Origin of the sequence: Metabacillus flavus, from assembly GCF_018283675.1 — a bacterium.
In the GTDB taxonomy this organism is placed as follows: Bacteria; Bacillota; Bacilli; order Bacillales; family Bacillaceae; genus Metabacillus_B; species Metabacillus_B flavus.
On sequence record NZ_JAGVRK010000001.1, the window covers coordinates 3,724,729 to 3,737,703 of the forward strand.

The following is a 12,975-nucleotide window of genomic DNA, read 5'->3' on the forward strand; positions in this document are numbered from 1 at the left end:
ACAAGGAACAGGAATGAATTCCCTTAAATGAAGGTATACTGGAAGTGATACCTGTTGGAGAGGGTTTGGCGGGTGTTGGTTGGGGGTTTGGATTTAGGGTTTTGGTGGGTTTGATTGAGGGTTTTTGTGATTTTGATTGAGGGTTTAGTGGCTTTGATTGAGGATTTAGTGGATTTGATTGAGGGTTTAGCGGTTCCAATGAAGGTTTGGCGGTTTTCAGAGGTTCTCCCGGGGCTCGATCCGGACCAATCTGGAAGAATTGCTTTCGGGATTATTGCTGACTTTCTTCCGTTAATTGCTGACATTGACGGTATAATTGCTGACTTTTTACCAATAATTGCTGACTGTCAACTAATTGAGCATTGACTGCAAACCGAAAATTTCCAAAAATCACACCACAAACAATTTATGATGAAATTCCCGTCTTTATGATGAATTTTTGAGATTTATGATGAATTTTTTTGCACTTATGATGAATTTTCAACATTTATGATGAATTTCCGTAATTTATGCTGAATTCCCGGTCCGCGCGCCCCCACTAAACTGCATAAAAAAGAACCCGCCCAGATGGCGAGTCCCGTTTGAGAGTATAAAATTATGCATTTAAGTCCGAGACAGCTTGCTGTTCTGCTGTGATGGATTGGTCCTCAGTTGTGATGCGTTCGATGTCGGCTCCGATTCCGGCAAGTTTGCCGTGGAAGTTTACGTAGCCGCGGTCGATGTGCTTCAGTTCCGTTACGCGAGTATAGCCTTCGGATACGAGGCCAGCCAGGACAAGAGCGGCACCTGCGCGCAGGTCTGTTGCTGCTACTTCTGCTCCTTGAAGCTCGCCAGGTCCGTTGATAATGACGGAACGGCCTTCGATTTTGATTTCTCCGTTCATGCGGCGGAATTCTTCCACGTGCATGAAGCGGTTTTCAAATACGGTTTCTGTAATCATGCTTGTTCCCTTTGCCTGAAGAAGCAATGCCATCATTTGAGATTGCATGTCTGTCGGGAATCCTGGGTGAGGCATGGTTTTAATGTCTACCGCTTTTAATTCTTCTGGTCCAATGACACGCAAACCATCTTCTTCTTCGATGATTTCTACGCCCATTTCTTCCATTTTCGCTACTAATGAAGCGATGTGTTCAGGTACAGCGCCTTTTACAAGGACGTTTCCGCCTGTAATCGCTGCAGCCACCATGAAGGTTCCTGCCTCAATACGGTCAGGAATGATGTTGTGCTGAGCGCCTTTTAGTTCAGATACACCCTCAATACGGATGGTACCTGTTCCAGCTCCGCGAATTTTTCCGCCCATTGCATTGATGTAGTTAGCCAGGTCAACGATCTCTGGCTCTTTTGCACAGTTTTCGAGGGTTGTTGTTCCCTCTGCAAGTGCAGCGGCCATAATGATATTTTCAGTGGCGCCTACACTTGGGAAGTCCAAATAAATTTTAGCTCCGCGCAGTCTGCCCTTTACTTCGGCGTCAATAAAGCCATTTCCAACTTTGATGATTGCGCCCATGGCTTCAAAGCCTTTAAGGTGCTGATCAATTGGACGTGAACCGATTGCACATCCGCCCGGCAGTGCAACACGCGCGCGGCCAAGTCTTGCCAAAAGCGGTCCCATTACAAGAACGGATGCCCGCATTTTACGCACATATTCAAATGGTGCTTCGGTGCTAAGCTCTTTGGATGCATCTACAATTACCTGATTGTTTTCGAAATGGACATCTGCACCTAGGTGGCGCAGAACTTCATTAATCGTATATACATCGGAGAGCGTAGGTACATCACAAATAATGCTCTTATCTTCACTTGCTAATAAGGATGCAGCGATAACCGGTAAAACGGCATTTTTGGCACCTTCTACCTTAACTGTGCCGTTCAACTTCTGACCGCCGCGGACGATGATTTTTTCCAAGGTATTCCCCTCCGCGTCCCAAATTCTCTATATTAATATTCAGTCGTGATGATTGGTGTTCCTGCGACTACTGTAGTATTTTCGCCCAATCCGCCGTGTCTAACGGCCACTTGCATGTTCATGCTGCCTTGTTCAGCCGGGATTTTTTGCTCCCAGCGAGCTGTATATGCTGATACCGATGCGAATTCTTTTTCTTTAAGCTGTTCCAGCGGTACCGCGTTAAATTCGTTGAGCAAAGCATCAGTTAGATGCAAAACACCTACCATCTTATCATCTACACTGCCTTCAATACAAGAGAAAATTGTGGGATATTCATGAAAAATGTCGAATGATTGCTTTTTAAAATGTTTATTGATGTTCGCCCAATTCCGGGAATTTCCATGGCCTTGGACCTGATACAGGATATACGAGTTCGATTGTCTGTTTGTGTCGGTTGATATGATTTGCAGCGTTTCCGTGGCACCCAGGTTTTTGTTCACTTTTGTGCCCGCTGCCTTCCAGCCATTGCTGGTCCGCTCGATCGACCACTTAAAAAGACGATGCTGCTGTGTAAAACGTTTCACATTTTCCGAAAAATTTTCACTCGGCATCGAAATTTTTTTCTTGGAGTAAATCGTCCATTCTTTTACTTCAATTCCCTGGTTATGAAACGCGGCGGCCAATTCCTCAATTTCCGGCTTTTTAATGGCTGCCTCCACTATTTTTCCGCATACAGCGGTGACGACAATAAAAACGAGTGCGATCAACATCATCTGTTTTATTTTATCCATTCCGTCCACGTCCTCTCCTTATTAACAGTGTTGCCGGAGAAGGGCTGGACATACGTGGAAAAAGTCGTCATTGTTCTACAGAATCAAGCATTTTTGCAAGGTCAATGGTCCTGTAATGCATGGGGTATTACAGAATCGGTTTTTCCCGATTCCACGGCCAGACCCATGCTGGTCAGATTAGTTAATGCCGCTGGGATTACTCCTCCGCAACCCCTTCTCCACCTATATTCCCAGTGAAATACAGGCGTAAACTTAAAATATCGAAGGAAGTTCCTTAGACCAGAATAAATAATCAAGGAAAAAGCTGCTGACCAGATAAGCAATGGCGATCGTCAGCAATATAAGAAGGACCCGGGCCTGGACCACGCGTCCGCTTCTGATGAATTTGTCGAAATTCAGCGACTGAAGCGCCCACCAGGTAACGGCGATGAAAAATAAATGGGACACTAAACCGGTTAAAGCCTGCTGCGAAAATTCAATCATCTTATTCCTCCAAATATGTATTGATTTTCTCCGCAAAAAAGGAGAGGTTTTCACCTCTCCTATTATATCGCCCTGCCATGAGAAAATGTTAGATATTTAAAGAATGTGCGGGAAAAGTCCAAACAGAATCGTACCCGCTGTACAGATGAGAAGGGCTGCGGCGGCTGCCGGGTGGAAGCGGAGTTTTGTTTCCGCTTCGCCCTGCTTGAAAAACATATGGGCAAAGACATTGAAGTAATAGACGTACGATATGACGGTCGCTGCCAGCATGATCGAGGCCAGGATCAGCATCGGCACCTGATTCGTAAAGGCGCTTAGCAAAATGGTGAGCTTTGCCATAAAACCGGCTGTACCCGGTATTCCCGCTAATGAAAGAAGAAGGATTCCCATCAATACGGCAACGATTGGTGAACGTTTATACAGCCCCGAAAAAGAATTCAGATGTGCGGATCCTGTCTGCTGTTCAATCACCAGCAAAATCGCGAAGGCTCCTGCGTTCATGAACAGATAGGCGAGCAGGTAAAACCAGATGGCATCGAACATGAGCGGGGACTGCGGGGATGCGAAGGCAACGAGCATGTACCCTGCATGGCCGATGGAGGAATAGGCGAGCATCCGCTTTACGTTTCGCTGCTTCAGCGCCGTCACATTTCCGATGATCATGGTTAAGGCCGCGAGTACGGCAATGTACGGCTGCATATTCATCAGCAATGACTCGCCCTGTAAAATCGATGTATTCAGGAAAACCGTATAGAATAGACGGATAATGAGTATAAAGCCTGCAGTCTTTGAAACGACGCTTAAAAAGGCCGTCACAGATGTAGGTGCTCCTTCATACACGTCTGGTACCCACATATGGTAAGGAGCGGCGGCGATTTTAAAGGACAAGCCGGTGAAGATTATTAGAAAGGACAGGCCGAGAACGAATAAATGATCTGTGTTTTCCAGACTTTGCAGCTGTCCAATCATGTCAGTCAGGGAAACCGTTCCCGTAATTCCGTACAGATAGCTCATCCCAAAAAGTGTAATGGCGGTTGCGACTCCGCCATTGATGACGTATTTCATTGCCGCCTCATTTGATTTCTGATCCTTTTTCTTTAAACCGGCCATGATATAGGAAGAGATCGACAGCAGTTCAAGCCCGACAAACAGGGTCATCAAATCCCGGCTTGAGCTCATAAACATCGCGCCGAGAAGCCCGGTGAGCCATAGCGTAAAAAATTCACTGCGCTCTGTCACTTCTGACTTTTTCTCCTGGAATGTCAGTAAATAGATGAGTGCCGCGCCGGCGAGAAGAAGGATTTTGAACAGTTTGGCAAACCCATCGAGAACGAAGCTGTCTCCAAGAATCCCCTCTGTTTCGGATGGGGTCAGTAAAAGAAGCACCGTTCCAGCTCCGGCGATGGCTGCAAATCCGAGCCACCCAAGCCATTCCCTGCCCGTTTTCTTCGGCAGAATCAGATCGAGGACAGAGATGAGGATCGCCCCGCCAAGCACAATCAATTCAGGCAGCATCAGCATCCAGTTATAGGACATTAACGTTTTGGCATCCATGGTTTACCCTCCTATCCCTTTCATAATGGTTTCAATCGCCGGCTGCAGCGGAACGGCGAGACCGTTAGGAAAGACACCGACTGATATAATCAGGAAAAGAAGAATCCAGGCGGGAGCCGCTTCGTGCCAATTCAAATCCGGCAGGCTCCCTTCCGCCCCTTTTTCCTTGCCGAACGTAATGGACAGGACCGCTCTTAGTACATAGGCTGCCGTTAGGATCAGCCCGATGGCAGCAACCGCACCGAGCTCAGGCTGAACGAGGAAGATGCCCATAAAGGCCATAAACTCGCTGATAAATCCGGACATGCCGGGAAGGCCGAGTGATGCCATTCCTGCCGCAAGGAGGACACCCGATAGCTTCGGAAGCTTCCTGGCGAGCCCGCCAAGCTCGCGGATGTCGGTCGTCTGAAACCGGACGGCCATGAGTCCGACGAGCAGGAACAGCAGCGCCGAGATGAATCCATGGGAAACGGTTTGAAAAATCGCTCCCTGGATCCCCGCTTCGTTCATGGCACCAAGCCCGATCAGCACAATTCCCATATGCGAGACGCTCGAATAAGCGAGAATCCGTTTAAAGTCTGTTTGAATGAGAGCAAGAAAAGCTCCGTACAGCAGATTGACTGTTCCTAAAATCATGATTGCTGTTCCAAGTGTTTGAAAGGCTTCCGGAAACATTCCGATACCGATCCGGATTAAACCGTACGCACCAATTTTCAATAAAACACCGGAGTGAAGCATAACAACCGGCGGCGGCGCCTGAACGTGAACGTGCAGCATCCACGTATGCAGGGGCACAATCGGCAGCTTCACACCAAAGGAAACCAGTAATGCAAGGAGCAGGCCAAGCTGGACACCTGCCGGAAAATCACCTGCAAGATCCATTAGTTTTCCGATATTTACGGTTCCTGTCATTCCGAACAGGTAAACGATGACGATTAAAAGGATGGCTGAGCCAATCCCGTTATAAAGCAGATAATACCAGGCCGCTTTTTCCCTTCCTGCGAAGCCCCACTTTCCAATGAGGAAAAACATCGGAACAAGCGTCAGCTCAAGGAAAATGAAAAAGAGAATCAAATTTTCTGCCGCAAACACGCCAAGCATCCCGGTTTCAAGGATGAGCAGGAGAGAGAAGTAGCCCTTCCATCCAGATCGAATAAACGAGGAAGCTGAAGCAGAAAGAGTGGCAAGAACGGCAGCGAGCGTCATCATAATGAGAGAGAACCCGTCAATTCCAAGCTCGTAGTTAACGGTGAAAAAATACTCCCCGCCGAGACTTACATTTCCCATTTTGAACCACGGCACAGAAACGCTGAACCTTTCAATGCCTGCGCCCATAGCGTTTTGGATTAGAATGATACCTGAAAGAATGAGTGCCGGCATGGTTGCAGCTAGCCCTGCTGCTTTTATTGCCCGTTCCTTCTCTTTCGGAATAAACAAAAGGAGCGCAGCGCCAGCCAGCGGGGAAAACACGAGCAGTGTCAGGATGAGGCTGTTCATTTTTGCATTCCCCCTGTCAGCAAAAATACGGCAGCGAGCATTGCGAGCCCTAAAAAGGCAGCCGCCGCATAGCTTTGTGTCTGCCCGTTCTGCAGCCTGGATCCTGCCGTTCCAAGACCCTGCACAAAGGACGCGGTCCCTTTCACAAGTGTTTCGACGACGAATCGCTCAACCAGCTGGCATAGGCCGGAAACAGCGCGAACGGCTGCAAGAACGGTAATCTGATACAGCTCGTCAATGAAATATTTTTTCAAAAGCACTTGATGGATCATTGGCATTTTTCCTGCAATGGCACTTCGTTTAATCCACCCTTTTTCATAAATGGCGTAGGCAAGAAAAATACCGGCAAGCGAAACAGTGACCGCAATCACCATGATCCACAAAGGAGCCGCCTCATGCGCTTCGCCTGGCTGCAGCCATTCCCCTAGTAACGGAAACCACGGAGTGTTGAGATAGCCAGCTGTCACGGCGAGAACTCCCAGTACGGCCATAGGGATGATCATCAGCGGACCGGATTCAGCACTGTTTTTGATCATAGCTTCGCTTTGCGTATCAGGCGTAATTGCTGCTGCCGTCTCTTCCGCTCCTTTGCCAAAAATGAGGAAGAACAGGCGGAACATATAGAAAGCCGTGAAAAATGCGGCGATCACAGCGAGCCAAAACAGCAGAGGATTGCCGTGAAGCCAAACTGAGGCAAGAATTTCATCTTTACTGAAAAATCCTGAGAAGAAAGGAAATCCGCTTATGGATAATGCGCCTATTAAAAACAGCGGCCCGGTCCAGGGAAGCTTTTTCCATAGTCCGCCCATTTTCCGGATATCCTGAGTATGAACAGCATGAATGACGCTTCCCGCTGCCAGGAATAGAAGGGCTTTGAAGAAGGCGTGTGTGAATAGGTGAAAGATGCCGGCCGTGTAGCCTGCAGAGCCGAGGGCGAGCATCATGTAGCCAAGCTGGCTCACGGTCGAATAGGCAAGCCCCCTTTTTATATCGTTCTGAACAAGCCCGATGCTTGCCGCAAAAATGGCAGTAAAGCCGCCGATTACAGCGACAACTGTTAAGGCAGCTGCGCTCGCTTCAAAAAGTGGGAACATAAGAGCCGTGAGATAGACACCGGCTGCAACCATTGTGGCTGCATGGATGAGTGCGGAAACCGGTGTCGGGCCCTCCATTGCATCCGGAAGCCATGTATGCAGCGGAAATTGTCCGGATTTCCCCATTGCTCCAATGAAAATCAAGATGGCAATCAATGTGAGCATATCGTCCGGAATGGAACCTGCTCCAGCGAATTGAAAAATAACATCATACTCGAAGCTTCCTGTCTGCGAGAAAAGGAGAAGCATACCGACCAGCAGTCCGACGTCCCCGATTCTCGTCATAATGAACGCTTTTTTTGCAGCTTTTTTTGCTGATTCCTTTGAAAAATAAAAGCCAATCAGCAGGAAGGAGCCCAGTCCGACAAGCTCCCAGAACACATAGAGCTGCAGAAGATTGGTCGTCATAACGAGGCCAAGCATCGCGAAGGTAAACAAGCCAAGATAAGCGAAAAATACGTGCAGCCTCTCATCATCTGCCATGTAAACCTTGGAATATATATGTACAAGCAGACTGACAAGCGTAACCGTGATTAGCATAAGCGCATTGAGCTGGGTCACTTCAAAGCCGGCCGTAATGGGCAGACCGCCGATGTTCAGCCATGTGCCTTCAGCCTTAAATGTTCCATGCTGCAGCCGGTCTGCAAGGACAAAAATGGAGAATAGAAATGAAACGAGCATGAATCCTGTTCCAAGCCAGGCACTATTAGCCTTCAGACGCTTGCCGGCAGCGAGCAGGATCAGGAAGGAAATCAGCGGAAAAAGCGGTATCAGCCAGGCGAATTGCATCATATTCCCTATCCCCTTTTTGAGGTTCTGTTTTTCTAATGCTTCATAGAATCATAATCATCCACCGCGATGGACTTCCGGTTCCGGTAAAGGGCGAACAGGATGGCCAGTCCAACCGCAGCTTCTGCCGCCGCAATCGTAATGGAAAATAGTGCAAAGACCTGGCCGGTTATGGAAGGAGCCGCTCCAAGCTTGCTGAAGGCGACTAGATTCAGGTTTACTGCATTCAGCATCAGCTCCATGCAGATCAGCACGATCACGGTATTTCGTTTCGTCAGGGCGCCGTACAGTCCGATGCAAAAAAGGATCAGCGCAAGAACAAGGTATCCGGATAGCGGGATCGAACTCATGACTGCTCCTCCTTTTCCTCATCCTTTTTCGCTAAAATAATGGCCCCAATCAGTGCCGCGAGAAGAAGCACGGACGTTAATTCAAACGGGATAATGTGCTTGGAAAATAACGCAATCCCAATCTGCTCGGTATTGTCTTCATGAAGAGCAGCGGGATCACCGTTCAAATCCAGACGGTAAATACCGATGTACATGACCACAGCGAAAACGGCAGTCGAAGCGAACACAAGCCCTTTTTTCAAGCGGCCGGCGGATGGTTCTTCTTCATCCGTTTTACGGGTCAGCATAATCCCAAACAGCATGATGATCGTGATCGCCCCGGAATAGATGAGGATTTGCACAACGGCAATGAATTCTGCTGTGAGCAGAATGTAGAGTCCCGCGATGCTCACAAAGGTGAGCACGAGGGAAATCAGCATATGAACGACCTTCGTTACATTCAGCATGAGAATTCCGCCTGAAATGGCCGTCAGTGAAAGGATGGCAAATGCGGCAAACTCGCCTGAGATCATTCGACCTTATTCTCCTTTCGGACATGGGTGTCGTTTTCATCCAGCCACTCCATGTCTTTAAAAAGATTGTCGCGGCTGTACTCTGCGAGCTCAAAGTGATTCGTCATCACAATGGCCTCTGTCGGGCACACCTCTGTACACAAATCACATAGAATGCAAATCTCAAAATTGATGTCATACGTCTCTATGACTTTTCCTTTTTTCGTTGGGTCAGGATGCTTCTTGCCGGTTAGCGAGATGCAGTCGGTCGGACAAATATTCACACACTGATTGCAGACAATGCATTTTTCCGGATAAAATTTCTGAATGCCCCGGAACCGGTCCGGCAGCATCAGCGCTTCGTTCGGATAATCATACGTTACTTTTTTCTTTGTAAGATTTTTCAGCGTATAGGAAAGCCCTTTTCCTAAGCCCCGCATGTTGTCACTCCCCTTCTGATTTATCCCGTATTAACGGGCTTTTATCGGAAAAATAATTCCTTTACGAGCGCCGTGATAAATATATTGGCCAGTGCTACCGGCAGCAGCACCTTCCATCCAAATTCCATCAGCTGATCGGCACGAAGCCTCGGAAATGTGACTCGGAACCAGATCAGGATGAAGACGATGAGGCTGAACTTTAGCGCAAACCAGACAGCACCCGGGATGAAGACGAGGAACGGCACCTCATGCCAGCCGCCTAAAAACAGGACGGTTGTGAGGGATGCCATTGCAAAGAAATAAACATATTCAGAGAGCATGAAAAATGCCCATCTAAAGCCTGAGTATTCAACATGGTACCCGGCAACCAGCTCCGATTCAGCTTCAGGCAGATCAAATGGTGTCCGGTTCAGCTCCGCTACCGAAGCAATCAGGAAGACAAGGAATCCAATCGGCTGGACAAAAATAAACCAGACATTTTCCTGGGCAGCAACGATTTCATTCAAATTGAGGCTGCCGGATAAAAGAACGACGCCGATCACACTCATGACGAGCGGAATTTCATACGAAATCATCTGGGCGGCTGCCCTCATCCCGCCTAGAAGCGAATATTTATTGTTTGATGCCCAGCCTCCGGCAACGACGCCGACTGTCGTTAAACCCGAAATGGCAATGTAATAAAGCAGGCCGACTCCGATGTCCGCAAATTGAAAAGCATCCGTGAACGGAATGACGGCCAGAACAAGAAAAGCAGGTGTAAAGGCAATCACAGGAGCGAGGATGAAGAGCGGCCGGTCCGCAAGCTTCGGAATGGTGTCCTCCTTCAGCAGCAGCTTCAGCACATCAGAAACCGTTTGAAGCAGCCCCCATTTCCCGCCGACCTGATTCGGGCCGATCCGTCCCTGCATGAATCCCATTACCTTCCGTTCAGCAAGAATGCCGTACGTAACGAATCCAAGTACGACAAATAGAAACAGCGTGGCGAGTGAAAAAAAGGCCAGGAAATTCAGCCAGCTCGGCTGGGCGGAAATTAGATCCTGCATCATCAGCCATCTACCTCCCCGAGAACAATGTCAATCGCACCTAGTATGGTTATGAGGTTTGCCATGTTTTCGCCTTCCAGAAGCTTTGGAAGGATTTGCAGATTGTAAAATGAAGGCCTTCTGAATTTTAAGCGGTACGGTTCTTTTTTTCCTTCAGAGGCGATATAGCAGCCGATTTCTCCTCTCGGCGATTCAATCCTGACGTACGTTTCACCTTTAGGGGGCTTAATGATCTTCGGCACCTTCGCCATAATCGGACCTTCCGCCGGAAACTGCGCGACGGCCTGTTCGATGATTTTCAAGGATTCTTCGATTTCGGCCATCCGGCACTCGTACCGGGAAAACGCATCCCCCTTCGTCCGGACAGGAATGTCAAAATCAAATCGATCGTAAATCGAATACGGCTCATGTTTTCGCAAGTCCCATTCCACTCCCGTACAGCGCAGGTTTGCCCCGCTCAGGGAGTACTCAATCGCTTCTTCTTTTGTATAAATCCCAACATCTTTTACCCGGTTGAGAAAAATTTCGCTGCCCGTCACGAGATCGTGGTAGCCCTTCAGCTGCTCCCTCATGTATGGAACGAATTCTTCTACCTTCTCGAGCCATCCATCCGGTGCATCCCACTTCACCCCTCCAACCCTCATATAGTTAAAGGTCAGCCGGGCGCCGGAAAGCTCGGTTAATAGATTAATAATCATTTCACGCTCACGGAAGGCATAAAGAAACGGACTGACGGCCCCGATATCAAGGAGATAAGTTCCCCACCAGACGAGGTGGCTTGCAACACGGCCAAGCTCCATTGCAAGGATCCGCAAATATTCAGCCCGGTCCGGCGGTGTAATGCCAGCCATCGTCTCCACGGCGTGGCAGATCACATAATTGTTCGTCATCGCTGACAAGTAATCCATCCGGTCCGTGTAAGGAATAATCTGGGTGTACTGCAGATTCTCAGCAAGCTTTTCCGTCCCCCTGTGCAGGTAGCCGATGACAGGGGTGGCTTCTTTTATGATTTCGCCGTCAATTTTAATGACGAGCCGGAAAACACCGTGGGTACTCGGATGCTGAGGACCGACATTTAATAGCATTTCTTCCGTGCGGATCATCGGCTACACCTCCACATCATACGGTTCATAATCTTTCCTCAATGGATGGCCCACCCATTCGTCCGGCAGCATGATCCTCTTTAAATTCGGGTGATTCGTAAATTGGATTCCCAGGAGATCAAACGTCTCCCGCTCCGGCCAATCTGCCCCCCGCCATAAATTGGCGACCGATTCCACCACCGGCTGATCCCGGTCGATTTTCGTTTTCAAAACGAGGGCATGATGATGGGTATACGAAAACAAGTACAGGAAAATTTCCATATGCGTCTGAAAATCCGTTCCGTGCATCTCAGAAAGAAAATCAAACGACATATCTTCATGGTGCCTCAGCAGAGTTGCCGCCTCTAAATAGCGCTCTCGTTTCACGACAATCGTCGGCACCTCTTTAGAAAGGCGGTTAATAAATGCGTCCTCCAGACAATCCGCTCCAAACGCCTCGGCTAAAAGAGCCGCTGTGCGATCAAGCCGAGGCTGATGAATGGAAGGCGGTTCTTCCTTTACCTCCTGGATATCCTTCACCGCAAGCTTCGCCTTGGCAGCCGCAGCCGCCTTTGCTTTCGCAGCAGCAACCGCCTTTTCCTTCTCCTTGGCCGCCTCCTCATCTGTAAGCGGGTCAGTTCTCGAAGTCTTGGCTGCTGCGGCAGCTTTTGCTTTTGCTGCTGCTGCCGCTTTTTTCTTGGCCAGGGCAAGGGAAAGGGCGTCCTCTTCCGGAGTTTCACCCTTATTTACCCGCTGCTGTTTCGCAAGTGCGGCGGCCTTTGCTGCGGCTGCCGCTTTTTTCTTGGCCAGAGCCAAAGCATCTTCTTCCGATGTTTCCTCTCCATTTACCCGCTGCTGTTTTGCGAGCGCTGCGGCCTTTGCTGCGGCTGCGGCTTTTTTCTTGGCCAGAGCCAAAGCATCTTCTTCCGATGTTTCCTTTCCATTTACCCGCTGCTGTTTTGCGAGTGCGGCGGCCTTTGCTGCGGCTGCGGCTTTTTTCTTGGCCAGAGCCAAAGCATCTCCTTCCGATGTTTCCTTTCCATTTACCCGCTGCTGTTTTGCGAGTGCGGCGGCCTTTGCTGCGGCTGCGGCTTTTTTCTTGGCCAGAGCCAAAGCATCTCCTTCCGATGTTTCCTTTCCATTTACCCGCTGCTGTTTTGCGAGTGCGGCGGCCTTTGCTTTCGCTGCGGCTGCCGCTTTTTTCTTGGCCAGGGCAAGGGCGTCTTCTTCCGGTGTATCCTCGCTGTTATCCATTCTTTGCTGTTTAGCGAGTGCAGCCGCTTTCGCTTTTGCTGCCGCTGCGGCTTTCTTTTTCGCTAAAGCGAGGGCATCTTCTTCCGTTTCGGTCTTGTCCTTCTCGATGGAAACGGCCGCTTCTTCTTTAAGCTTCCGTTCCTCCATTTTTTTCTTGGCAGCGAGCTTTGCTTTTTCGGCTGCTTCTTTTTTTAAGCGTTCCAAGTCTTTCCGATCTGTCAT

Annotated in this window: 13 protein-coding genes; 1 reads left to right on the plus strand and 12 read right to left on the minus strand. The window is 49.0% G+C overall.

The genetic code is table 11. The features are described 5' to 3' along the window. Nucleotides 1–126: 126 nt before the first annotated feature. Nucleotides 127–366, plus strand: a complete 240-nt coding sequence (locus J9317_RS18980; protein ID WP_211561527.1) for a hypothetical protein — start codon at nucleotides 127–129, stop codon at nucleotides 364–366. A 229-nt stretch (nucleotides 367–595) separates the two neighbouring features. On the opposite strand, the gene murA is transcribed toward J9317_RS18980, so the two are convergent. The 12 genes from murA to J9317_RS19040 form a co-directional block, all read right to left on the minus strand. Next, entirely contained in the window at nucleotides 596–1,906 is a 1,311-nt protein-coding gene (gene murA / locus J9317_RS18985; protein ID WP_211561530.1) for a UDP-N-acetylglucosamine 1-carboxyvinyltransferase, read from the minus strand. A 32-nt stretch (nucleotides 1,907–1,938) separates the two neighbouring features. Continuing rightward, the gene (locus J9317_RS18990) at nucleotides 1,939–2,676 is read right to left on the minus strand and encodes a YwmB family TATA-box binding protein (protein ID WP_211561533.1); all 738 of its coding nucleotides are present in this window, start codon (nucleotides 2,674–2,676) and stop codon (nucleotides 1,939–1,941) included. Nucleotides 2,677–2,928: 252 nt separating this feature from the next. After that, nucleotides 2,929–3,159 carry a DUF1146 family protein gene (locus J9317_RS18995; RefSeq protein WP_211561535.1) on the minus strand — a complete coding sequence of 77 codons (231 nt, stop codon included), beginning with the start codon at nucleotides 3,157–3,159 and terminating at the stop codon, nucleotides 2,929–2,931. Between the two features lie 96 nt (nucleotides 3,160–3,255). Beyond that, nucleotides 3,256–4,713 (minus strand): NADH-quinone oxidoreductase subunit NuoN, encoded by a 1,458-nt coding sequence (nuoN, locus tag J9317_RS19000; protein WP_211561537.1) that lies wholly within the window; start codon nucleotides 4,711–4,713, stop codon nucleotides 3,256–3,258. Between the two features lie 3 nt (nucleotides 4,714–4,716). Beyond that, nucleotides 4,717–6,210: a complex I subunit 4 family protein gene (locus J9317_RS19005; RefSeq protein ID WP_211561539.1), complete on the minus strand. Its 1,494-nt coding sequence runs from the start codon at nucleotides 6,208–6,210 to the stop codon at nucleotides 4,717–4,719. Further along, nucleotides 6,207–8,096, minus strand: coding sequence for an NADH-quinone oxidoreductase subunit L (gene nuoL / locus J9317_RS19010; protein WP_211561547.1), 1,890 nt, complete (start codon nucleotides 8,094–8,096; stop codon nucleotides 6,207–6,209). Before nuoL ends, J9317_RS19005 begins: the two co-directional genes overlap by 4 nt. Nucleotides 8,097–8,128: 32 nt before the next feature. After that, nucleotides 8,129–8,443, minus strand: coding sequence for an NADH-quinone oxidoreductase subunit NuoK (gene nuoK, locus J9317_RS19015; protein WP_211561550.1), 315 nt, complete (start codon nucleotides 8,441–8,443; stop codon nucleotides 8,129–8,131). Then, nucleotides 8,440–8,955, minus strand: coding sequence for an NADH-quinone oxidoreductase subunit J (locus J9317_RS19020; protein ID WP_211561552.1), 516 nt, complete (start codon nucleotides 8,953–8,955; stop codon nucleotides 8,440–8,442). The genes nuoK and J9317_RS19020 overlap by 4 nt, the downstream gene beginning before the upstream one ends. Then, on the minus strand, nucleotides 8,952–9,374 hold the full coding sequence (gene nuoI / locus J9317_RS19025) for an NADH-quinone oxidoreductase subunit NuoI (RefSeq protein WP_211561554.1): 423 nt from the start codon (nucleotides 9,372–9,374) through the stop codon (nucleotides 8,952–8,954). Before nuoI ends, J9317_RS19020 begins: the two co-directional genes overlap by 4 nt. Before the next feature lie 41 nt (nucleotides 9,375–9,415). After that, the gene (gene nuoH, locus J9317_RS19030; RefSeq protein ID WP_211561556.1) at nucleotides 9,416–10,420 is read right to left on the minus strand and encodes an NADH-quinone oxidoreductase subunit NuoH; all 1,005 of its coding nucleotides are present in this window, start codon (nucleotides 10,418–10,420) and stop codon (nucleotides 9,416–9,418) included. Beyond that, nucleotides 10,420–11,520 carry an NADH-quinone oxidoreductase subunit D gene (locus tag J9317_RS19035; protein ID WP_211561558.1) on the minus strand — a complete coding sequence of 367 codons (1,101 nt, stop codon included), beginning with the start codon at nucleotides 11,518–11,520 and terminating at the stop codon, nucleotides 10,420–10,422. Before J9317_RS19035 ends, nuoH begins: the two co-directional genes overlap by 1 nt. A gap of 3 nt (nucleotides 11,521–11,523) precedes the next feature. Next, on the minus strand, nucleotides 11,524–12,975 hold the full coding sequence (locus J9317_RS19040; protein ID WP_211561560.1) for an NADH-quinone oxidoreductase subunit C: 1,452 nt from the start codon (nucleotides 12,973–12,975) through the stop codon (nucleotides 11,524–11,526).

Bases quoted from the DNA above. Each gene is read 5' to 3' on its own strand.
- J9317_RS18990 (WP_211561533.1), bottom strand. From the start codon at position 2,676: ATGGATAAAATAAAACAGATGATGTTGATCGCACTCGTTTTTATTGTC.
- J9317_RS18995 (WP_211561535.1), bottom strand. From the start codon at position 3,159: ATGATTGAATTTTCGCAGCAGGCTTTAACCGGTTTAGTGTCCCATTTA.
- nuoN (WP_211561537.1), bottom strand. From the start codon at position 4,713: ATGGATGCCAAAACGTTAATGTCCTATAACTGGATGCTGATGCTGCCT.
- J9317_RS19005 (WP_211561539.1), bottom strand. From the start codon at position 6,210: ATGAACAGCCTCATCCTGACACTGCTCGTGTTTTCCCCGCTGGCTGGC.
- nuoL (WP_211561547.1), bottom strand. From the start codon at position 8,096: ATGATGCAATTCGCCTGGCTGATACCGCTTTTTCCGCTGATTTCCTTC.
- nuoK (WP_211561550.1), bottom strand. From the start codon at position 8,443: ATGAGTTCGATCCCGCTATCCGGATACCTTGTTCTTGCGCTGATCCTT.
- J9317_RS19020 (WP_211561552.1), bottom strand. From the start codon at position 8,955: ATGATCTCAGGCGAGTTTGCCGCATTTGCCATCCTTTCACTGACGGCC.
- nuoI (WP_211561554.1), bottom strand. From the start codon at position 9,374: ATGCGGGGCTTAGGAAAAGGGCTTTCCTATACGCTGAAAAATCTTACA.
- nuoH (WP_211561556.1), bottom strand. From the start codon at position 10,420: ATGATGCAGGATCTAATTTCCGCCCAGCCGAGCTGGCTGAATTTCCTG.
- J9317_RS19035 (WP_211561558.1), bottom strand. From the start codon at position 11,520: ATGATCCGCACGGAAGAAATGCTATTAAATGTCGGTCCTCAGCATCCG.
- J9317_RS19040 (WP_211561560.1), bottom strand. From the start codon at position 12,975: ATGACAGATCGGAAAGACTTGGAACGCTTAAAAAAAGAAGCAGCCGAA.